Source organism: Candidatus Pelagibacter sp. PS_37, from assembly GCF_059417825.1.
Genome location: NZ_CM182067.1, coordinates 265500 through 286133 on the forward strand (window position 1 = coordinate 265500; position 20634 = coordinate 286133).

20 protein-coding genes are annotated in these 20634 nt (G+C 30.7%); 8 read left to right on the top strand and 12 right to left on the bottom strand.

Going from position 1 to position 20634, the window contains the following annotated elements; genetic code table 11:
• Position 1 precedes the first annotated feature (1 nt).
• From AC5SL9_RS01405 to AC5SL9_RS01430, 6 genes are read right to left on the bottom strand one after another with little or no spacing between them, the layout of a single operon-like run.
• Positions 2–1453 (bottom strand): protein adenylyltransferase SelO, encoded by a 1452-nt coding sequence (locus AC5SL9_RS01405; RefSeq protein ID WP_494574204.1) that lies wholly within the window; start codon positions 1451–1453, stop codon positions 2–4.
• An 8-nt stretch (positions 1454–1461) separates the two neighbouring features.
• The gene (gene fdhF / locus AC5SL9_RS01410) at positions 1462–4230 is read right to left on the bottom strand and encodes a formate dehydrogenase subunit alpha (RefSeq protein WP_494574205.1); all 2769 of its coding nucleotides are present in this window, start codon (positions 4228–4230) and stop codon (positions 1462–1464) included.
• Positions 4230–5888, bottom strand: coding sequence for an NADH-ubiquinone oxidoreductase-F iron-sulfur binding region domain-containing protein (locus AC5SL9_RS01415; protein ID WP_018413938.1), 1659 nt, complete (start codon positions 5886–5888; stop codon positions 4230–4232). Before AC5SL9_RS01415 ends, fdhF begins: the two co-directional genes overlap by 1 nt.
• A 3-nt stretch (positions 5889–5891) precedes the next feature.
• Positions 5892–6734, bottom strand: coding sequence for a formate dehydrogenase accessory sulfurtransferase FdhD (gene fdhD / locus AC5SL9_RS01420; protein WP_271615945.1), 843 nt, complete (start codon positions 6732–6734; stop codon positions 5892–5894).
• 4 nt (positions 6735–6738) lie between these two features.
• Positions 6739–7215: an HPP family protein gene (locus tag AC5SL9_RS01425; protein WP_271626525.1), complete on the bottom strand. Its 477-nt coding sequence runs from the start codon at positions 7213–7215 to the stop codon at positions 6739–6741.
• A 2-nt stretch (positions 7216–7217) separates the two neighbouring features.
• Positions 7218–7616 (bottom strand): iron-sulfur cluster assembly scaffold protein, encoded by a 399-nt coding sequence (locus tag AC5SL9_RS01430; RefSeq protein ID WP_006997229.1) that lies wholly within the window; start codon positions 7614–7616, stop codon positions 7218–7220.
• Between the two features lie 43 nt (positions 7617–7659).
• Between AC5SL9_RS01430 and AC5SL9_RS01435 the strand changes: the two genes are divergently transcribed.
• From AC5SL9_RS01435 to AC5SL9_RS01460, 6 genes are read left to right on the top strand one after another with little or no spacing between them, the layout of a single operon-like run.
• The gene (locus tag AC5SL9_RS01435) at positions 7660–8280 is read left to right on the top strand and encodes a molybdenum cofactor guanylyltransferase (RefSeq protein ID WP_027306676.1); all 621 of its coding nucleotides are present in this window, start codon (positions 7660–7662) and stop codon (positions 8278–8280) included.
• Positions 8273–9520, top strand: a complete 1248-nt coding sequence (locus AC5SL9_RS01440) for a molybdopterin molybdotransferase MoeA (protein ID WP_494574206.1) — start codon at positions 8273–8275, stop codon at positions 9518–9520. Before AC5SL9_RS01435 ends, AC5SL9_RS01440 begins: the two co-directional genes overlap by 8 nt.
• 48 nt (positions 9521–9568) lie before the next feature.
• Positions 9569–10474, top strand: a complete 906-nt coding sequence (locus tag AC5SL9_RS01445) for a DMT family transporter (protein ID WP_271564170.1) — start codon at positions 9569–9571, stop codon at positions 10472–10474.
• Between the two features lie 5 nt (positions 10475–10479).
• Positions 10480–11697, top strand: a complete 1218-nt coding sequence (locus tag AC5SL9_RS01450) for an aminopeptidase P family protein (protein WP_494574207.1) — start codon at positions 10480–10482, stop codon at positions 11695–11697.
• Positions 11698–11700: 3 nt separating this feature from the next.
• Positions 11701–12813, top strand: a complete 1113-nt coding sequence (locus tag AC5SL9_RS01455; RefSeq protein ID WP_006997224.1) for a serine/threonine protein kinase — start codon at positions 11701–11703, stop codon at positions 12811–12813.
• A gap of 2 nt (positions 12814–12815) precedes the next feature.
• The gene (locus tag AC5SL9_RS01460; protein ID WP_006997223.1) at positions 12816–13868 is read left to right on the top strand and encodes a threonine aldolase family protein; all 1053 of its coding nucleotides are present in this window, start codon (positions 12816–12818) and stop codon (positions 13866–13868) included.
• Here AC5SL9_RS01460 and AC5SL9_RS01465 read toward each other — a convergent pair.
• Entirely contained in the window at positions 13861–14088 is a 228-nt protein-coding gene (locus AC5SL9_RS01465; RefSeq protein ID WP_494574208.1) for a hypothetical protein, read from the bottom strand. The two genes, AC5SL9_RS01460 and AC5SL9_RS01465, sit on opposite strands and share 8 nt — an antisense overlap.
• Before the next feature lie 10 nt (positions 14089–14098).
• On the bottom strand, positions 14099–14584 hold the full coding sequence (locus AC5SL9_RS01470; protein WP_006997221.1) for a YajQ family cyclic di-GMP-binding protein: 486 nt from the start codon (positions 14582–14584) through the stop codon (positions 14099–14101).
• Between the two features lie 90 nt (positions 14585–14674).
• On the opposite strand from AC5SL9_RS01470, the gene AC5SL9_RS01475 reads away from it, so the two are divergent.
• On the top strand, positions 14675–14881 hold the full coding sequence (locus AC5SL9_RS01475; RefSeq protein WP_027306671.1) for a SlyX family protein: 207 nt from the start codon (positions 14675–14677) through the stop codon (positions 14879–14881).
• Positions 14882–14897: 16 nt separating this feature from the next.
• A complete protein-coding gene (locus tag AC5SL9_RS01480; protein WP_006997219.1) occupies positions 14898–16079 on the top strand; it encodes a BaiN/RdsA family NAD(P)/FAD-dependent oxidoreductase in 1182 nt (393 codons plus the stop codon).
• Positions 16080–16103: 24 nt separating this feature from the next.
• On the opposite strand, the gene AC5SL9_RS01485 is transcribed toward AC5SL9_RS01480, so the two are convergent.
• From AC5SL9_RS01485 to AC5SL9_RS01500, 4 genes are read right to left on the bottom strand one after another with little or no spacing between them, the layout of a single operon-like run.
• On the bottom strand, positions 16104–17426 hold the full coding sequence (locus AC5SL9_RS01485; RefSeq protein WP_011281876.1) for an MFS transporter: 1323 nt from the start codon (positions 17424–17426) through the stop codon (positions 16104–16106).
• A 58-nt stretch (positions 17427–17484) separates the two neighbouring features.
• On the bottom strand, positions 17485–18345 hold the full coding sequence (locus AC5SL9_RS01490; RefSeq protein ID WP_011281877.1) for a DMT family transporter: 861 nt from the start codon (positions 18343–18345) through the stop codon (positions 17485–17487).
• Positions 18342–19271, bottom strand: a complete 930-nt coding sequence (gene gshB, locus AC5SL9_RS01495; protein WP_494574209.1) for a glutathione synthase — start codon at positions 19269–19271, stop codon at positions 18342–18344. The genes AC5SL9_RS01490 and gshB overlap by 4 nt, the downstream gene beginning before the upstream one ends.
• Positions 19261–20556, bottom strand: a complete 1296-nt coding sequence (locus AC5SL9_RS01500; protein ID WP_494574210.1) for a glutamate--cysteine ligase — start codon at positions 20554–20556, stop codon at positions 19261–19263. The genes gshB and AC5SL9_RS01500 overlap by 11 nt, the downstream gene beginning before the upstream one ends.
• Positions 20557–20634 lie beyond the last annotated feature (78 nt).

A 20634-nucleotide genomic window follows, 5' to 3' on the forward strand; every position in this document is an offset into this window, starting at 1 on the left:
ATTAAGTTCCACAAAAAGTTTGATACTTCACATGACCATGTGGAGCAGGAGACATAAATTCTAAATCATCTTTATTAACCTGATATGGATTTTGTAATATTTTTGTTAATTTATTAAACAAGGTTAAATCACCATTATTAGCTAACATTAAAGCTTCTTCAACTTTATGATTACGAGGTATTATCATTGGATTAGATGAATTCATTAATTCCATAGATTTATCATGAGTGTTACCAAACATTACTAATCTTTTCATCCATTTAGTTTTCCACAAATCAAAGTCCGCATTATCATAAACTTCAGAATTTTTAATTGTTTTATCCATCAAAAAAATAAAAGTATTTGTATAATCTGCTTTATTTTCATACATCCAATTTAATAATTCCATAATTAAATTTTTATCTTCTTTATCTTCACCATATAATCCAAGTTTATCTCTCATCATATTTAACCATTTTGTTTCATAATTTTGTTCAAATTTATCTAAAGCTTCTGTAGCTAATTTAATCGCTTCATCTTCGTTTTTACTAATAAGAGGAATGAGACATTCAGCAAACCTTGTTAAATTCCATTTGGTAATTTTTGGTTGATTATCATAAGCATATCTACCTAATTGATCTATTGAACTAAAAACTGTTTTAGGATCATAAGTATCCATAAATGCACAAGGACCATAATCTATTGTTTCACCAGAGATAGACATATTGTCAGTATTCATAACTCCATGAATAAAACCGACACGCATCCAGTCAATTACAAGTTGGGTTTGTTTTTCGATTAAAACATTTAATAAGTCTAATGTTTTATTCTTTGATGATTTTATATTGGGGTAGTACTTTTCAATTGTGTAATTAATCAAAATTTCTAAATCATTAATATTTTGTTTTGCAGCAATGTATTGAAATGTTCCAACTCTTAGATGGCCTAAGGCCACCCTTGTAAGAATTGCACCTTGTGAAATTTGTTCCCTAACCACATCTTCGCCAGTTTTAACTACTGCTAAACTTCTAGTAGTAGGTATTTTTAAAGAATGCATTGCTTCACTTATTATATATTCTCTCAACATTGGGCCTAAAACAGCCCTACCGTCACCACTTCGTGAGAATGGAGTTCTACCAGAACCTTTGAATTGTATATCAAATCGTTCATTGTTTTTGGTCAGGTGTTCGCCGATTAAAACAGCTCTTCCATCACCAAGCATTGTAAAATGACCAAATTGGTGACCAGCATAAGCTTGCGCTATAGAGTTAGACCCTTCAGGCAATATATTTCCTGAAAAAATTTTTGATAAATCATCATCATTAACATCTGAAAAATCTAGATCTAATTTATTTGCCAGATCTTTATTTAATATTAATATTTCTGGTGCATTTACTGCAACAGGGTTGATATTTTCTTTGAATGTTTTTGGTAATCTTGAATAACTATTGTCAAAATGCCAACCAATTGTCATTTTATCGATTAGTTAACTTCTGCTTGATTTTCTTTTGGCTTGATTTCAGTTTTAAATTGGTTTGAGATTTTTTGAACTTCAACTGCTGACACTTTATATTCTGCACACATTGTTTCTTCATCTTTACCATGACCGGTTACCATATTGACCATATGTTCTGGAAAATGGAATGTTGTGAATACTATGCCTTCTTTAACTTTATCTGTAACCTCTACTTTTAGAGCAACTTCTCCTCGTCCAGAATAAAGTCTTGCTATGTCACCTGTATTTAACTCTCTTTTGTTAGCATCATTTGGGTGAACTAATAATAAGTCTTCAGAAACTATATTGATGTTACTTGTACGTCTTGTCATTGTTGCAGCATTGTAATGTTGCAGAACTCTACTAGTTGTTAAAATTAATGGATATTCTTTTTTATTAGTTTCAATTTCTGTAGACTCTTTCCAATCAAAGTTTTTAAGACGTCCTTTTCCAAGTTTGAAAGTTTCTTGGTGTAAAATTTGAGTGTCTGTTCCATCTTCTTGAACTGGCCACTGTAATCCCATTTTACCAAGTCTTTCTCTTGTTACACCTTTAAAGAATGGAACAACATCTGCTATTTCTGCTAGAACTTGATCAGCGTCATATTCAGGTTGGTCAAAGCCTAATTTTTGCATCATGTCTGTTACAATTGTTCCATCAGTTTTAGTACCAGGTAATGGAGGAACAGCTCGATTAACTCTTTGAATTCTTCTTTCGGTATTAGTAAAGGTTCCATTTTTTTCTAAGAAAGTTGTTCCAGGTAATACTACTGTTGCAAGTTTTGCTGTTTCACTCATAAAAATTTCTTGAACAACTAATAATTCTAACGAGTTCATTGCCTGAACCACATGTGCACTATTTGGATCTGTTTGAACAATATCTTCTCCAATAATCCAGACTGCTTTAACTTCTTTATTAATAGCACCATCAAACATTTCTGGAATTTTTAATCCTGCTTTGGTTGGGTGAACCACCCCATATTTTTCAGTGTAGAAATTTTGAACTTTTTCATCAGCTACTTCAAAATAACCTGCACCTTGATGAGGTTGACAACCCATGTCAGCTGCACCTTGGACATTATTTTGTCCTCTTAATGGGTTAACTCCAACACCTTTTCTACCAATATTTCCAGTAATCATTGCAAGATCAGCAATTAACATCACCGTCTTAGACCCTTGTTCTTGTTCAGTAACTCCTAAACCATGGAATTCCATAGAGTTTTTAGCTGTCGCATAAGCAATTGCTGCTTCTTTAACTAACTGTTTATCAACACCAGCGACTTTCGCTAGATGATTCATATCTTGTCTCTCAATTTCTTTAATGAAATTCGCAAAACCTTCAGTTCTATCTCTAACAAAATCTTTATCATAAAGGTTTGCTTTTAATATAAAATGTAACATCATATTTAAAACAGCCACATTTGTTCCTGGTCTAAGTTTAATATGATAATCAGCAAGTTTAGCAAGCTCAGTAGTAATTGGATCTAAAACTATTAGTTTTTTTCCTTTCATTACTTGTTGTTTAATTTTTGCTCCGGTAACTGGGTGAGCATTTGTAGGATTTGCTCCTATAACCATAAATAAATCTGCGTGATAAATATCTTCTGTAGAATTAGTTGCAGCACCAGTTCCAAAAGTTTGTTGCATTCCCCAAGCTGTTGGTGAGTGACAAATTCTTGCACAACAATCAATATTATTAGTTCCAATTGCAGCTCTAATCATTTTTTGAAATACATAATTTTCTTCATTAGTACATCTTGCAGAAGAAATTCCAGCTACAGCATCAGGACCACTTTCTTTTGTAATTCTATTTAATTCTTTTTTAATAAAGTCATATGCTTCATCCCATGATGCTTCTTCAAATTTTCCATTTCTTTTAATTAGAGGAGTTTTTAACCTATCTGGATGATCGTAAAATCCAAATGCATATCTTCCTTTAATACAAGTGTGACCTGCATTAACTTCAGATTCTTTAGGCGTAGATATTGCAACAACTTTATTATCTTTAATTGATGCTTCTAAATTACATCCAACACCACAGTAAGAGCAAGTTGTTCTAACTTTTTTATCTACTGCAACAGATTTTGATTGGTAAACATCAGAGATAGCATCTGTTGGACATGTGTGTGCACAAGCACCACAAGATACGCAAGACGAATCTCCAAACAATGCATCGTTGTCAGTTGTGATTTTAGATTCAAATCCTCTACCACTCATTGTTAAAACAAAAGATCCTTGAATTTCGTCACAAGCACGAACACATCTTCCACAGTTAATACAGTTATCTAAATTCATTCTCATATAATCGTGAGATGTATCTTTAGTAATGCCCTTGTGTTGCTTTGGACTGTTATATCTATGATCTGATATGCCTAAATCATTTGCAACATCTTGTAGTTCACAATTATTATTTACTTCACAAGTTCCACATTCCATTGGGTGGTCAGTTAAAACTAGTTCGACAATATTTTTTCTTAAAGCCGTTAAATTTTCATTATTTGTAAAAATGTATTGGTTTTCACCAACTGGTGTATGGCATGATGCTACAACTTTAGTTGGACCATCTTTTACAAGAGCCACCTCTACAGAACAAACTCTACAAGCACCATAAGGGGCTAAATTTGGATCATCACAAAGAGTTGGAACTTTTTTTTCACCCAAATAACTTTTTACAAAATTTAAAACAGACGTATGGTTTGGGCCAATTTCATATGGCTTTCCATCTATGTAGGCGATTTTTCTTTTTTCTGAGCTCATTAATTATCCTTCACCATATCATCCTTCATTTCATCACCAAAATATTTTAATATATTCATGATGGGAGTAGGAATTGCTCCACACAAAGCACATAAACAGCCTTTTTGCATAGTTACAAGCAGCTCATTTAGTAATTTTAATGGAATCTTAGCAGTTTTATTTTTTGCTTGATCAAACATTTCCTTACCTCTGTAAGAACCAAGTCTTCCAGGAAAGCATTTTCCACATGATTCTTCGGCAGAAAACTCAAATAAATGATGGATATATTCAATCATAGGAAAGTCTTTTGGAATACTTACTATACTTGCGTGTCCTAACATAAAACCTGCAGCAGTAAATTCTTGAAAATCTAAATTTAATTTTTCAATCTCGGTAATAGGAATTACACCTCCTAATGGACCTCCAATTTGTAATGCTTTAATGGGTTCTTTAAAACCACCACCAATATCATTTAAAACTTTTTTCATTGGTGTTCCCATTTCAACTTCATAAACACCTGGATTATTGAAAAAACTATCAAAGCAAACTAATTTGGTTCCAGCAGATTTTTTATTTCCAATTGCAGAAAACTTATCAGCTCCATTGATAAGTATACCCGTAGCTGCAGCTAATGTTTCAACATTATTTACAACTGTTGGTTTCTTGTAAAGACCTTCAGTGACAGGGAAGGGAGGTCTTACATCTACTTCAGCTCTTCTTCCTTCAATTGATGCAATCAATGCTGTTTCTTCTCCACAAATATAAGCACCTTGACCAATACAAATATTTAAATCAAAAGAAAATTTAGTTCCTAAAATATTTTCACCAAGTAAGCCTGCTTTTTTTAAAGAATTAATTGCTCCATTTATTGCTTCTATAGATTTTGGGTACTCTCCTCTTATATATAAAACACCTTCATCACTACCAATAACATAACCACAAATAACCATTCCAAATAAAACTTTTAATGGTTGATCTTCTAATAAATATCTATCAGAGAAAGCACCTGAGTCACCTTCATCGGCATTGCATATAACATATTTTTTTTCAGAAGGAGCTTTTCTACAAAAATCCCATTTCATACCAGTAGGAAAACCAGCACCACCTCTGCCAGTTAAATTAGAGTCTAGAAGGGATTTAGTTATCTCTTGTTTGTCAGTTGCAATAAATTTTTTTAACAGTTCCTTAAATTGATCTAAATTAGAAAGTTTGTCATCCATTAAAAAACTAGTTGAGGCATAACTTTTAGAAAAGAATTTTTCTTGAACTATATCTTCACCTTTAATTATTTGATCAATCTTATTGATATCATTTCCGGCATAATTCTCGCCATCATAATGAAAAGCATTATTTTCATAGCAGTGACCAAGGCAAAACATTTCACCAACTTTATCGTCACCTAATTTTTCTTGTAATTTTTTTTTAAGCGGCTCTTGAGTACCAGCACACATGCAAGCACTTCCATTGCAAACAAAAGCTTTTTTTTCTCTATGAGAGGGTCTTAAAAATTCATAAAAACTTTCTGCACCATGAATAGTTGAGACACCCATGTTATATTCTTTTGCAATTTCCTTAATACCATCAGCATTATTTGATTTTAAAGATCGTTCAGATATTTTTTCAAACAGATTATTCTTTAAACCTATTCTGCCGGATAAATTACTTATATTTTTTGACACTTATTAACCTTTAATTATCACTCTGTCTTCGTTACTATAAATATTAAAACTATCTTCTTTTACAAAACCTATCAATGTAATGTCAAACTTATTAGCTAAATCGATCGCTAGACTTGTTGGCGCACCAACTCCAATTAGAATACCAATATTGGTCATTAAAACCTTTTGAACTAGCTCAAAATTTAGTCTTCCAGAGCACGTTATAAATTGGGAAGAGGGGGTTAATAATCCCTTATTTAATGAATAACCAATTAATTTATCAAGAGCATTATGTCGACCAACATCCTCTTTTACACACACTATTCCACCATCGCTTGTAAATAGGCCACTAGCATGAATGCCACCTGTCTTAGAAAACTCTGATTGATTATCCCTTAGCACAGAAGGAGATTTGATAATTATTTCTTTAGAGATTTTAGGTAAAGATTTTAAGACCTTATCTTTTTTGATAATCTCTAATGAATCTAAAGAGGTTTTACCACAAACACCGCAAGATGAATTTGTTAAAAAATTTCTTTTAATCTTATCGATATCAATGTTTTCAGAATTGTTTAATGTGACAACAATTTTATTTTGAAGTTTATATTCACCTACATATTCTCCAACACTCTCAATTTTCTCAATATATTCATTTTTTTCAATAATCTTTTCATTAAAAAGAAAACCTCTAACTAGGTCTTCATCATTACCTGGTGTTCTCATTGTTATAGAGATTATATTTTGTATCCAAGTTTCTTTAGTTTTAAATTTAATTGAAATTTCTAAAGGCTCTTCAATAGAGATTAAATCTTCTACATTATTTAAATTATTAGACTTATATTTTTGTATTTTATATTTTGAATTCATTTAATTAACTTAAGGGGTAGTTCTTTTTTAAAAGAAATTTATTTAAGATTATTCCAAAAATTAAAATTATTAGACAACCAAAAATAATAGGATTTATTAAATATTCAAATGAAACACCTCCAATGATGACCATAATAGGGTTTCCACCTGCTGGTGGATGAACAACATCTAACACAATCATAAAAAAAATACCGAAACCAACTGCTAAGGCAATATTTATAAATATTGGTAAATCAACATAGTTTACAAACAAAATTCCTATTAGTGCAGTTAAGAAATGACCAAAGAATATATTTTTAGGTTGAGCGAATGGGCTTTCAGGAAATCCGTATAGTAATACCATTGAAGAACCAAAAGAGGCTGCCAAAAATAACCCCATTGTAGTTTTATATGTAAGCAGTGTAAGAAACCCAATAGTAATAGTTGATAAAACTCCTGCGATAGATGCTTTTAAAAGTTTATCTTTAGTAATGTTAATCATGATTAAAACTTCAATGCCTTCGATATTGTTTTAAACGGTAATAAAAGACATTCTTTTCTTGAGATATTATCTTTATTCATAATTTCTTTGAAATCATTCCATTTTTTTTCAATTTTAATATCTGTTTCATTAAACAAACCTTCAATTGAAATAATAAGAGACTTAATATCACTTATATTTTGATCAATAATCTTTTGAGACAGCATACTAACTGATGCCTGACAATATACACATGAACGACACTGGTAACCCATATCCTTAATTTTATCATTTTTCACAATTAATCTGATTTCCATTTCATCACCACACAAGGGGTTTTTATTTTTTGAGTGATGGGTATGATTTTTAACTATTTTGTGATTTGCCGTATTAGATGCAATTTCGAGAATTCTTAGGTCCATTATAATTCTTTAATTAAGAGATTAATGTTTTATATTTTGATTTATGAATGATAACAATATTTTAGCTGTTGTACTAGCAGGTGGAAAATCAAAAAGATTTGGGCAAGATAAAAATTGCGTAAAACTTGGATCCAAAACATTGCTAGAGCATGTTTTGTTCAAAATTAGCAATAAATTTGAAGAAATATTGATTGTCTCAAGTAATCCATTGAAGATAGAAGAAGCAAAAAATACCACAGTAATTCCAGATTGTTTTAATGATCTAGGACCTTTAGCAGGAGTGCTAAGTTCCATGAAGTGGGTAAAAGAAAATAAAAAATCATACAAATGGATTGCAACTTTTCCATCTGATACTCCATTTTTTGATCCAATTATTATTGAAGAATACAAAGCAAGAATTGAACAAAGTAAAAGTAGTTTATATTTTGTTAAATCTAACAAAAAAAGACATAATATTTTTGGTTTATGGTCAATTGATTTAATGGAAAAATTAGAAGAAGATTTAATAATAAATAATTATCGAAAAGTTGAGGAATGGGCTAATAAAGTTGGTGTGAGCACAATTGATATTAAAATAAAAAATTACGATCCTTTTTTTAATATAAATACCAAAGAAGACCTTGATGTTGCTCAAACTATTTTAAATCTTGATAAAAATGATTGATTACAAAAAAGCAAAAAGTATTTTAATAAAATCAAAAATAAACATTAAAGATGAAGTTATAAACACATCAAAATCATTAAATAGAATTAATGTTCAAGATATTTATTGTCCTGTGAATTATCCTGCAGGAACTAATGCTGCATTTGACGGTTTTGCCATTAATTCTAAAGATACATCTACGATTAATAAAAAAAATCCTAAAGAATTTAAAATTTTAAAATCAATATCAGCGGGTGATAATCCTAAATTAAATAAAGTAAAAAAATTTCAAGCTGTTGAAGTGATGACGGGTGCTCTAATTCCTAAATATTTTGACACCATTATTCCCATAGAAAAAATTGTGTTTACTAACAATAAAAAGTCTATCGTAATAAATGAAAAGATTAAAACTAATCAACATATAAGACATGCAGGATCTGATTATAAAAAAAAGGAATTAGTTATTAATAAAGGAACTATTATTCAGCCATCGCATATCTTAGCCTTTAAAACATTAGGTATTAAAAGCATTAAAGTTAAAAAGAAGCTTAATATTTTATTTTTTTCAACAGGAAATGAAATTTCAAATAATGTAGATATTGCTGATTGGAAGGTTAGAAATTCAAATAGTCATTATATAAAATCTTTATCTAATAATTTTTTGTTTAATTATATAGAAGGTGGAATTTTGAGAGATAAAGATGAACAGTTTTTTAAAAAACAAATTGATAAAAATCTTAGATCAAAAATAGATATCATAATTACCTCAGGTGCTGTTTCAGCAGGTAAACATGATTTTATCCCCTATGTAGTAAAAAAATTTAATTTATCAAATTTTTTCAAAGGAGTGGCCATTAGACCGGGTAAACCAATTTTATTTGCTAAATTTAAAGGAAGTGAAAAGGCTTTCTTTGGGCTTCCAGGTAATCCTATTTCTTCTTCCGCCTGCTTTAGATTTTTTGTATATCCCTATATTTTAAATATCCTTGGAGTTAAGGAGGAAAAACCTTTTAAAGCTAAGTTAAAAAATTCTTTCTTTAAGAAAAAAAATTTTACTAGATTTATAAAAGCAAGGCTTACTACAACTCATAATGGAAATTTAGAAATCAAGGTACTCAAAGGTCAGGAATCTTTTAGAATAAAATCTTTTGTAGAGTCTAATATTTGGGGCCTATTTAAACATGGTCAGTCAAATTTTAAAAAGAGCGAACTTATTGATTGCTATTCTCCAATCGGTTCAAATATTAATATTTTTAAATAGATCTCATTTTTATTGTAGTGCCAATTAATAAGCATTAAGTATCGAATTATGATTGAGCTAAAAAATGAAAAAATTGCAATTCCAGTAGTTTTATTAGCAGGTCTTATATGGTCCTTTGGACCTTTGGTTGTAAGATACATGGATCAACCCAATTTAGTTCCATGGCAATATATTTTTGCACGGGGTCTTACAATTTTTTTGATTTTAAATCTTTATCTTTTTTTTGAAGAAGGAAAAGATTTTTATAAGAATTATTTAAAAATCGGAATGTCGGGTATCATTGGTGGAACTGGACTTGGTATTGCAATGATTACCTTTATTTATTCAATAACAAATACTAGTGCAGCTGTTACTTTACTCTGTTTAGCTGCAATGCCATTTTTTACAGCTTTATTAGGTTTCTTATTTTTAAAAGAAAAAATTTCACTTAATGTTTGGATAGCTATATTTATTGCAACAGTTGGAATAATAATTATAGCCATTGGTAATACTGAAAAAAATTCTTTATTAGGGCTTATTTTTGGAATGACTTCTTCAATTGGGTTTTCTGTTTTTTCAGTGACTTTGAGATGGAAAAAAGAAACACCAAAATTTACAACAGTAGCTTTTGCAGGTCTTTTTTGCTTTGTAGTTGCTGCAATAGTTATTTTATCTAATGATATGGTTTTCTTGTCTTCAAGTTATAACGGAGCACTATTTTCTATACATGGAACGTTAGTTTGTATGGGTTTAATTTTATATTCTATTGGATCAAAAGCAATCCCCGCTGCAGAACTTACTTTATTATCACTTACTGAGGTTATAGGTGGAATATTTTGGGTATGGATTCCAATTTTAGGAATTAATGAAATTCCGTCGACTAATACGATAATAGGTGGCTTCTTTCTTTTTATGTCTATCATTTATTATAGTCTTACAATTAAAACTAATAGACGGTTTATTGCTCTTAATTAATTATAATGGAAAGACCTAATTTTTTTACTCTAAAGAATGGTGAAAAGGCTAAACTACCTTTTACAGATCAAGAATATCAAAGTCGATTAACTAAATTAAGAACCACAATGAGTAAAAATAATCTTGATATGATTATTTTAACTTCAATGCACAACATTGCTTACTATACAGGATTTATTTATTGTTCTTTTGGTAGACCTTATGGCTGTGTAGTAACGGCTAATAAAATTTCAACAATTTCAGCAAACATTGATGCTAGTCAACCTTGGCGTAGATCTCATAGTGATAATGTTATTTATACTGATTGGAAAAGAGATAATTTTTTAAAAGCAATTGTTTCAATTATTGGAAGAGATGAACCTCCTAAGAATATTGGTATTGAAAATGATCATGTAACCTTAGATGTTAAAGAAAAGCTTACGTCTATTTTTACTTTTTCAGTTTTCAGCGATGTTTCAAAAGATTTAATGGAACTTAGAATGATTAAATCTGCTGAAGAAATAGAAATTATTAAAAATGGCGCAAGAATTGCTGATCTTGGTGGCGAAGAAATTGTCAAAAATATTAAAGTTGGAGAAAGTGAGCTTGAAATTGCAATAGCCGGTAGAGATAGAATGGAGCGTGAAATTGCAAAAACGTATCCGGATGCTGAATATATGGATACCTGGGTTTGGTTTCAGTCAGGACTTAATACGGATGGTGCTCATAACCCCAAAACCAATAGAAAATTAAAATCAGGAGATATTCTTTCTTTAAATACTTTCCCTATGATCTCAGGGTACTACACAGCTTTAGAGAGAACTCTTTTTTTAGATAAAATTGATGATGCATCCTTAAAAGCTTGGGAAGCAAATGTTAAAGTTCATAAAAGAGGACTAGAGCTAATAAAACCAGGTGTAAAATGTTCTGATATTTGTCATGAGTTGAATGAACTATTTGCTGAACTTGGTTATCTTCATTATCGAACATTTGGTTATGGTCATTCATTTGGTGTCCTATCTCATTTCTATGGAAGAGAAGCAGGATTAGAACTTCGTGAAGATATAGATACCGTATTAGAGGAAAACATGGTGGTTTCTATGGAACCAATGATCATGATACCAGAGGGTAAACCTGGAGCTGGTGGATATAGAGAGCATGATATCTTGGTTATAGGAAAAGATAATGCTGAAAACATTACTAAGTTCCCTTTTGGTCCAGAACATAATATTATTAAATCATAAATTATGAGTGAAAAAACTGTAGTTAATAGTTGGAATGAATGGGACCCTTTAAAACATGTAATTGTTGGTAAGGCTGATGGCACTTGTATTCCAGCACCAGAACCCGCATTAGATGCAAAAGTTCCAGAGGATAGTGATATGCGAGGTCAGTTTGGACCAAGAACAAAAGATACAGTTGATAAGGCAAATGAACTTTTAGACAATTTTTCAAACATGCTTGAAAAAAGAGGTATCAAGGTCGATAGACCAGACCCAATAGATTTTAGCCAAAAAACATCCACACCAGACTGGGAGGCGGAAACAATGTTTGGCTGCATGCCACCACGAGATGTGTTGTTAACTGTGGGTAGTGAAATTTTAGAGGCGACAATGAGTTATAGATGTAGATGGTTCGAGTACCTTTGTTACCGACCATTATTACAGAAATATTATAATGATGACCCTAATATGAGACACGAGTCTGCGCCAAAACCAAGGTTAACTGATGCAGATTATAGGAAAGATTATTTATCAGATAAAATTGGTATTCAAAAAAGATTAGAGTGGACTGAAGATAAGTTTTTTGTAACAACTGAAGAAGAACCATTATTTGATGCAGCAGATGTTTTAAGATTTGGAAAAGATTTAGTAGTTCAACATGGATTTACTACTAATCTTAAAGGAATTGATTGGCTTAAAAGACATTTTAAAGATCATAGAGTTCATGCTGTTAATTTTCCAGGTGATCCTTATCCAATTCATATCGATGCAACCTTTACTCCTATTAAAGAAGGATTAATCATTAATAATCCTCAAAGAAGACTACCAAAAGAACAAAGAAAATTGTTTGAAAATAATGGATGGGAAATTATTGATAGTGCACAACCCGCACATAATGAACCACCACCATTATGTTATTCTTCAACTTGGTTATCAATGAACGTCCTAGTATTGGACCCAAAAACTGTTTGTGTTGAAAAAAGTGAAGTATATCAAGCAGAACAATTAGATAAATTAGGAATGGAAGTAATCCCTGTTGAATTAAGAGATGCTTATGCATTTGGTGGAGGTCTTCATTGTTGTACAGCAGATGTTTACCGTGAAGGTGAATTAAAAGATTATTTTCCAAAACAATAAATATGGCAACAGTTAAAACAAAAAGAGAGCGAATAAAATTTGCTTCTGATAATGTAGCGGGCGCATGTCCTGAGGTGTTAGATGCGGTATTGAAAGCTAATGATGGTGATAGCACTCCATACGGTAATGACCAAATATCAGCTGATTTACAAAAGAAGTTTTCAGAACTATTTGAAAAAGATGTAATTGTTTTTCCAACCGCATCAGGAACGGCTGCTAATGCTTTAGCTTTAGCAACAATGACACCGTCATATGGTAATATTTATTGTCATAAACTTTCTCATATTAATACAGATGAATGTGGGGCACCTGAGTTTTATACAGGGGGTGGAAAATTAGTTACTTTAAATGGGATTAATGGAAAAATAACACCTGAAGAATTAGATAAAGCTATTACCGGTAAAGGCATTGTGCATCATACTCAACCTGCTTCAGTAAGCATTACCCAAGTTTGTGAAACTGGAGAAGTATACCAATTAGATGAGATTAAAAAGATTTCTGAAATTACACATAAGCATAACTTAAACATGCACATGGATGGAGCAAGATTTGCAAACGCTTTAACTGCATTAAATTGTACTCCTGCTGAGATGACCTGGAAATCAGGCATTGATGTTTTGTCATTTGGAGCAACCAAAAATGGTTGTCTTGCAGCTGAAGCAATTATTTTTTTTAATAAAGATCTAGTTGGTAATATTGCTTTTTTAATGAAAAGAGCAGGGCATTTATTATCTAAAATGCGTTTTGTATCTGCTCAGCTTGATGCATATATTTCAAATGATGTCTGGTTAAGGAATGCAAGACATGCAAATAAGATGGGAAAAAAATTAAGTGAAGGATTAGCAAAACATAATAGTATCAAACTAGCATACCCAACAGAAGCAAACGAAGTTTTTGCAAAATTTCCAAGAAATATGATTGAGCATTTAAATTCTGAAGGCTACAAGATGAATGAAGATGAGCTTGATGGACAAGCAGTTAGATTAGTTGCTGCCTGGAATACTCAAGAGAGTGATGTGGATCAATTATTAGAGACCTTAAAAAAATCTAACTAGGATTTTGTTTTAAAAATTCAATATATTTAACAACTTCATCAAATTGTTCGTCAGGTATATCTTTATAAGAGTTCTCAAACTTTTCTTTGACACATAAAGCAACATGGGCGTAGGGGTTTCTTCCTTTAGGATGATTTGGATGGCTCGGTAACTGACCTAGTAAATAAAGGCCGGCTTCCTGTATTAAAGTCCAGAGTTTACTTGCGTTTTCTTTATTCATCAAAGTGAAATTAATCTCTAAAGTTTACAAATTCTACGGGAAGACCAATATCAATAGCAGTTATTGCTGACATTGCTTCTTGAAGGTCATCTCTTTTTTTTCCTTCAGCGCGTAACTCTTCTCCTTGAATTTTAATCTGAATTTTAAGCTTTAGTTTTTTTATTTCAGCAATAATTTTTTTTGCATTTTCTTGGCTAATACCTTCTTGAAGTTCACTAACCTGTCTAATCGATGAACCTGCAGCATTTTCTGAGTTTTTGATTGATAATACTCTTGGATCTACCTTTCGTCGTATAAGATGAACCTGTAATAATTCATTAACTTGTTTTAATTTTAGCTCATCGGGAGCTAAGGTGGTGATAATCTTATCTTTTCTTTCAATTGAGATATGAAGCCCTTTAAAGTCAAATCGATTACCAATTTCTCTAAGGCAGTTTGCAAGAGCGTTATCAAACTCAGGGTAACTAACTTTACTGATTACATCAAATGAAGGCATAATTTTTTATTATATAATGAATTGACCTTAACAAAAATTTTCATAATTGACTATTTGATTTATTTTGAAACTCTTTTAAGTTGCAATTATATGGAAGATTTAGTCAAAAAATTAGAAGAACAGATCAGCTTTCTTCAAAATGAAATATCGCAAATGAGTGATGAAATGTATTCTCAACAAAAAGAAGTATCAGTTTTAAAAAAACAAGTTTCAAATCTTGAAAAAAGAATTAACGAATTAGAGAGCAGTGATGAAGCGGGTATGGTTATGATTGATAAAAAACCCCCACATTATTAAACTTTATTATTAATCCATGACAGAACAATTTGATGTTATTGTAGTAGGTGCGGGTGCCGCCGGCATGATGAGTGCTATAGAAGCTGGCAAACGGGGACGAAAAGTTCTTTTAGTCGATCATGCAAAAAAAATAGGAGAAAAAATTAGAATATCAGGTGGTGGACGATGTAATTTTACCAACATACATACTCATCCTAGTAAGTTTATTTCAAACAATCCTAAATTTGTAATATCAGCTTTAAAACAATACACCCAAAATAATTTCATAGATTTAATAAAGAAACATAATATTAAATTTCATGAAAAAAAATTAGGACAGCTCTTTTGTGATGAAAGTGCTCAACAAATTATAGATATGCTACTTTTAGAGTGCGAGATGGCAAAAGTAGTTTTAAAAAAAGATACAACTATTGATGATATAGACAAACAAGATGATAACTATTTTATAGTTGTTGGAAGTGATAAATATTTCAGTCAGTCATTGATTATTGCAACAGGCGGTCTGTCTATTCCAAAAATTGGAGCAAGTAAATTTGGCTATGATATTGCTCAAAAATTTGGTTTAAAAGTTATTGAAACATTACCTGCACTAGTTCCTTTAACATTTAGTGAAAAAATACTAGCAATTTGTAAGGAACTTACTGGATTATCTGTTGAAGCAGTTGTTTCATTTAAAAAAACTTTTTTTGAGGAAGGAATGTTATTTACTCATAGAGGTTTGAGCGGACCTTCTATATTGCAGATCTCTTCTTATTGGAAATTAGGAGATAATATCAAAGTTAATTTATCACCAAAACTTGATGTAGATAAATTTCTAAATGATAGAAAGATCTCTAGTCCTAAACAAGATATAGGCATTATAGTTTCTGAAATTCTCCCTAAACGGTTAGCTCATATAATTTGTAATGAAAATAATGTTAATGGAAATATATGTGAATTATCCAACAAAGTATTAACTAGTTTGAGTAATTCTATAAACGCGTGGGTGATAAATCCAATAGGAACCGAAGGTTATAGAACTGCTGAAGTAACTTTGGGTGGTATTGATACTGAAGAAATTTCTTCTAAAACAATGATGTCCAATAAACACCCTGGATTATTTTTTATCGGAGAAGTTGTAGATGTTACTGGTCATTTAGGTGGTTATAATTTTCAATGGGCTTGGTCTTCTGGATATGTGGCAGGTCAATATGCTTAAAGACTAGTTATTGGTGGAATTATCTCAGTTTTTTTTATATTCAACACCTTTTCTATCCAGTATTTCTTTTACTTTATCAGAATAAGGTTCATCAATATGTTCGGTAGTAGGATTTAATTCGATTCCGGCTGGCGTGATAGTAGATGGCATAGCAACGAACTGAGAATCAGGATTTTCAACTGTTTCTCTAACCCTCATTCTGTAGATACCAAACACACCTATTAAAGCATGAAAGAAAAGTAAAAATACAAAAAAACCATTAGAGCCAACAATATTCATAAATATTGAACAAAGGAATGGACCACTCATAGCACCCAAGCCAAATGTAAATTGTATACCAGCTCCAGCTGCTACAAATTTTTCTTTTGGTATATAGTCATTAGTGTGCGCACAAATCAAAGAGAACATTGGTAAGCTACAAATTGAAAATAAAATTAAAAAAATAAAAAACCATACTTTACTTGTGGCAAGTTCACCAGGTAAGTACATCTGACCTGATGATAGAATAGCAAGTAAAGCAAATAAAGATGCACCAAATGTTGAAATTATTATTACTTTTCTCCTATCATATTTATCAGAAAGTTTTCCAATAGGATATTGAGAGATAGCACCAGAAATTGCTAAAAGAAAAGTCACAAGTGATATTTGAAAAATAGTAAAATTCATTGAGGCCGCATATACTGCTAACAATGTAAATAGTGCAGACTGGATTGTTCCATAAAAAAGAGCACTTACCATTCCAAATGGTGAAGTTTCATAAAGTTCTTTTAAAGGCATACCTTGAATTTTTTTAAATGTAGGTGGTTTTTTTTTAGTTAAGAGAATAGGTATAAGGGCAAGAGACGTAATAATTGAAACCAATATAAAGGGTTGATAATTTTCAGGTCTACTAAAGTTCAATAAAAACATTCCTATACCCATTGATCCATATAAAATAACCATATAAATCGATAAAATACTTCCTCTATTTTTATTGCTTGATCTGTCATTCAACCAACTTTCAGCAACAGTATAAATACAAACCATACTTATTCCTGTTAAAACTCTTAGAATAAACCATACATAAGGATTAATAAATATTGAGTGAACCAAGATAACCAAAGATGCTAAAGACGCAAAAGCTGCAAAAACTCTAATATGACCTACTTTGGAAATAAGATTAGAAATTGTCATTGCACCTATAAAGTACCCAACAAAATAACCTGACATCATAAACCCAGTTGCCGTTAGACTAAATTGTTCTTGAACAGCCCTTACACCTAATAGGGACCCTTGAAATCCATAGGCCATCATTAAGAACCCAATACCTAAAAACAATGCCCAAGAGTTCTTTAAAACTTTATTCATAAAACTGACCGTACTTATTTGCGATCTAGATGTAAATCAAGTCTTTATTATGATAAAATTATGAATTTCTTAGTTTAATAAAAGAGTGAATGGCAATCGCTGTGATGATAACGGCACCACCCTGGATAGTCTCAAGGCTGGGTTGTTCTTTAATAATTAACCACACCCAAATAGGACCAATTATAGTCTCTAGTAAGAAGAATAGGTTTACTTCAGCTGCAGGTATGAACCTTGGAGCTATAGTCACTAGCACAAAAGGTATAGCAACACACATAACACACATTAAAGGAACAATAATTAGATCACTATCAACTAGTGCAAAGCTTTCAATGAACAGAAGTGCAAACATTGCTACAATTAATTTTCCAACAACAGCTGCTGGGATTAAATTTTTATCCTTTGCGGATCTAATAGTAACTGCTCCAACTGCCAAACCTAAAGCAGTTATTAGGCCTAATATATCTCCAAAAAAGTTACCTAATTGTATTGAATCGTAGAATATATAAATAGCAGCAGTAAAAGTTACAAATATTGTAATCCATGTTTTTCTATCAGGTAATTCTTTTAAAAATATTGCACCAAGCACTGCAGATAACATAGGAGCCATTGCAATCATAACTAATGTGTTTGCAACATTGGTATTTTGTATTGAAACAACAAAGGTAATATTAGTTACAGAGAAAGTACCAATATAAAGTAAGCCATGATAGCCACTTGAAAAAAGCATTTTAAAGAAATTTAATTTATAAATTAATAACATTCCTAAAAATACAGTGATGAAAGGAATAAGGCCTCGATAAAAAACAAGCCCCCAAGTATCAACATTAGAAAGTCTTATAAATAAACTATCGGGAGTAATAAACATTACTGCAACAAATGCGAGTAAAGATCCTTTTTGCTGGTCGGATAATTTGTTCAAGCTTTTAATCCTTTCCAAAATGTTTTTGCAAGATTAATGCTTGTAAGATCATAAAAAGATTTTAATCCTGTAGGAGAGGTTACATTAATATCTCCATTTAATTTTTGGTCGATAAAATCAATACCAGAAAAATAGATGTCATTTTTTTTAAGATCTTTACCAATTATATTTGAAATTTTATTTTCTAATTTTGTTAATTTAGCTGAGATAGGTATCGCTCCTTTACTCATGTTGCTTAAAAAGGATCCTTTTTTTGGAACTCTAGAGATCGCACCGCAAACTTTACCATTAATTATAAAAACTCTTTTATCTCCAAACTTAATCTTTGGTAAAAACTTTTGACACATAATATGTCCATGTTTTTTTATAAAATTTATAATCAATTTCTTATTTATTTTATTTTGAAATAAGTGAATATCATTTCCACTAAAACTATGAATAGGTTTTATAATCATTTTTTTATTTTTAGAAAAAAACTTATTAATTTCATTTATATCTTTTGTGAAAATTGTATCTGGCATATATTTTTGAAAAGATGTTGAGTATAATTTTTCAGAGATATTTCTAATAGAGGTTGGATTATTAATAATTTTAACTTTATTTTTTATCTTATCCAAAATGTAAGTTGTTGAAATGTATTCTAAATTAAAAGGAGGATCTTGCCGTATCAAAATATACTTACATTGTGTAAGTTCTAGTTTTTGTTGGTTTAATATTTTAAAATAACGCTTATTTGAATAATTAAACTCTACGTAAAATCCATTCACTACGACCTTATCGTTAATAATTGAAAGGTCTTTAGGTTCATAATAAAAAATTTTGTATTTTAACCTTTGTGCTTCAATGGCTAGAAATATACTAGTATCCGTTAGAGGCTTTAGTTTTGAAGGATGATCACCTTGAATTGCAACTATCTTATTTGTCATATAAATCGTTTAAATTTTCATTCTTAGAAAATTTATCTATCATATGATCTGCGTTTGTTGTCTTATTATCAATCAGTTTATCTAAGTGATTTAAAAACTTAGCCTCATTATCATTAGATTTACTCAAAATGTCTCTGTTTAATAATCCTTTTCTAGAAATCCCAAGGAGCAAGGATGACCAATGTAATAGGTCTTTTCCCATCAACTCAGTGTTAAACCCTTTTTTAGGTGCTTCTAGGTAGGCATTAATTATTTTATTCTTATCCCACTTAGAAATTAATTCGTAAGCCTCATCTAAATTTCCATATAATATTCCAGTATTAAAAGCAGGTCCAGAACACAAACAATCCCAACCACAAGTGTCCATTGATCTTAACTCTATATATTTCTTAAGTCTATTTTCTGTAAAAATTGTACTTAGGTGAGTGGTTAAATCGTCTTCAGTTGGAAGTCGGTTGTTAATTTCACTAATTTTTCCATTCATGAAATCTGAAAATGAATAATTGCTTCCTGATAAATATTCTTTTTCGTTTTGAATAAATAATAAAGGAAAGTTTATTGAAAAATCTGCATATTTTTCAAAATCCATATTATCAAAAAAAACTTCAGGTAAACCTCCTCTCGATGTTTCTTGCCAAACTTTAGAACGATAAGAACTGAAACCACTATTTTTTTTTTCAATTATTGAAGAATTTGCAAAAAGGGCAATAGATATTGGAACTATAGAATTAACTATCTTAAACTTTTTAATAAAATCTTTTTCAGAATCGTAATCCAAGTTAAGTTGCGTACCACAAGTTCTATACATCATATCTAAGCTTAAAGAACCACCATTAGGCATATCCTTAGTCATTACTTGATATCTTTGTTTTGGATTATTAGGAACTTCACTAAGGGTTGAAATTGGATCAAAACCAGCACTAACAATTTTTAAATTTAATTTTTTTGTTACTTGCTGTAACTCAAATAAATAATCATGAGACTCAGCACATGCTTCATGGATATTATTTAGTTTATCCCCAGATAGTTCAATTTGATTTCCAGGTTCAAGAGTAATACTTTTTCCTTGTTTCTGTAACCCAATAATATTTTCTTTTTCCATTATTGGCTTCCAGCCAAATTCACTTAGAAGTGAAAACATTTTAAGGATAGTAGGGTAATCTACTCTTTTGTTTGTTTTTTCATCAAATAAAAATTTTTCATGTTCAATGCCAATTTTAAAATTTTTAACATCTTTAATTCCAGACTCAAAATATTTGATTATATGTTCTTTATGAGTGATCATTGATTTATATATAAGGATTTAAAGTTCATTTTAAAGTCTTTATGTTTAACTCTTCTGTTTGAAAATTTTGTATTGGTT

What these genes read in the sequence shown, in the direction of transcription:
- AC5SL9_RS01440 (WP_494574206.1), top strand. Translation starts at nt 8,273, where the DNA reads ATGATTGATTACAAAAAAGCAAAAAGTATTTTAATAAAATCAAAAATA.
- AC5SL9_RS01455 (WP_006997224.1), top strand. Translation starts at nt 11,701, where the DNA reads ATGAGTGAAAAAACTGTAGTTAATAGTTGGAATGAATGGGACCCTTTA.
- AC5SL9_RS01475 (WP_027306671.1), top strand. Translation starts at nt 14,675, where the DNA reads ATGGAAGATTTAGTCAAAAAATTAGAAGAACAGATCAGCTTTCTTCAA.
- AC5SL9_RS01425 (WP_271626525.1), bottom strand. Translation starts at nt 7,215, where the DNA reads ATGATTAACATTACTAAAGATAAACTTTTAAAAGCATCTATCGCAGGA.
- fdhF (WP_494574205.1), bottom strand. Translation starts at nt 4,230, where the DNA reads ATGAGCTCAGAAAAAAGAAAAATCGCCTACATAGATGGAAAGCCATAT.
- AC5SL9_RS01460 (WP_006997223.1), top strand. Translation starts at nt 12,816, where the DNA reads ATGGCAACAGTTAAAACAAAAAGAGAGCGAATAAAATTTGCTTCTGAT.
- AC5SL9_RS01465 (WP_494574208.1), bottom strand. Translation starts at nt 14,088, where the DNA reads ATGAATAAAGAAAACGCAAGTAAACTCTGGACTTTAATACAGGAAGCC.
- AC5SL9_RS01500 (WP_494574210.1), bottom strand. Translation starts at nt 20,556, where the DNA reads ATGATCACTCATAAAGAACATATAATCAAATATTTTGAGTCTGGAATT.
- AC5SL9_RS01430 (WP_006997229.1), bottom strand. Translation starts at nt 7,616, where the DNA reads ATGGACCTAAGAATTCTCGAAATTGCATCTAATACGGCAAATCACAAA.
- AC5SL9_RS01470 (WP_006997221.1), bottom strand. Translation starts at nt 14,584, where the DNA reads ATGCCTTCATTTGATGTAATCAGTAAAGTTAGTTACCCTGAGTTTGAT.
- fdhD (WP_271615945.1), bottom strand. Translation starts at nt 6,734, where the DNA reads ATGAATTCAAAATATAAAATACAAAAATATAAGTCTAATAATTTAAAT.
- AC5SL9_RS01480 (WP_006997219.1), top strand. Translation starts at nt 14,898, where the DNA reads ATGACAGAACAATTTGATGTTATTGTAGTAGGTGCGGGTGCCGCCGGC.
- AC5SL9_RS01485 (WP_011281876.1), bottom strand. Translation starts at nt 17,426, where the DNA reads ATGAATAAAGTTTTAAAGAACTCTTGGGCATTGTTTTTAGGTATTGGG.
- gshB (WP_494574209.1), bottom strand. Translation starts at nt 19,271, where the DNA reads ATGACAAATAAGATAGTTGCAATTCAAGGTGATCATCCTTCAAAACTA.
- AC5SL9_RS01445 (WP_271564170.1), top strand. Translation starts at nt 9,569, where the DNA reads ATGATTGAGCTAAAAAATGAAAAAATTGCAATTCCAGTAGTTTTATTA.
- AC5SL9_RS01450 (WP_494574207.1), top strand. Translation starts at nt 10,480, where the DNA reads ATGGAAAGACCTAATTTTTTTACTCTAAAGAATGGTGAAAAGGCTAAA.
- AC5SL9_RS01435 (WP_027306676.1), top strand. Translation starts at nt 7,660, where the DNA reads ATGAATGATAACAATATTTTAGCTGTTGTACTAGCAGGTGGAAAATCA.
- AC5SL9_RS01405 (WP_494574204.1), bottom strand. Translation starts at nt 1,453, where the DNA reads ATGACAATTGGTTGGCATTTTGACAATAGTTATTCAAGATTACCAAAA.